This window comes from Paenibacillus periandrae (assembly GCF_022458865.1).
Taxonomy (GTDB): Bacteria; Bacillota; Bacilli; order Paenibacillales; family NBRC-103111; genus Paenibacillus_S; species Paenibacillus_S periandrae.
The window spans coordinates 1-329 of the sequence record NZ_JAJNMU010000164.1; the positions used below are offsets into that span (position 1 = coordinate 1).

General features: G+C 37.7%; 1 protein-coding gene. It reads right to left on the bottom strand.

Annotated features, from left to right (window positions below):
- A partial coding sequence (locus LRL21_RS45065; protein ID WP_240422237.1) for a hypothetical protein occupies positions 1 to 329 on the bottom strand: 329 nt, incomplete at both ends.

Genomic DNA, 329 nt, shown 5'->3' on the forward strand with positions numbered 1-329 from the left:
ATATATCGTCCACATTTTATATTGAACATAGGATTTATCCTGCTCACTAAATGTGTTGTATAAAGTATTGTTCAGATAGTATGCTACACTTCCAGTATTAGCCACATCAAAAGATGCGCCATATGCCATACTTGTTAGTACGTCCTTGCTAATAAGATAATTGGGACCAACAACGTTCCATAGTCTACCACCTAGTAAAACACAGTCCCCTATGTTTACCAACTTATTTCCCAAAGCTACCGGTACGTTTGGAGGCACTAAAGTTAGCTGTTTGCCTGGACCGTCACCAAATTTATTGAATGGTATAATTTCGAACGTATCTTGATCTT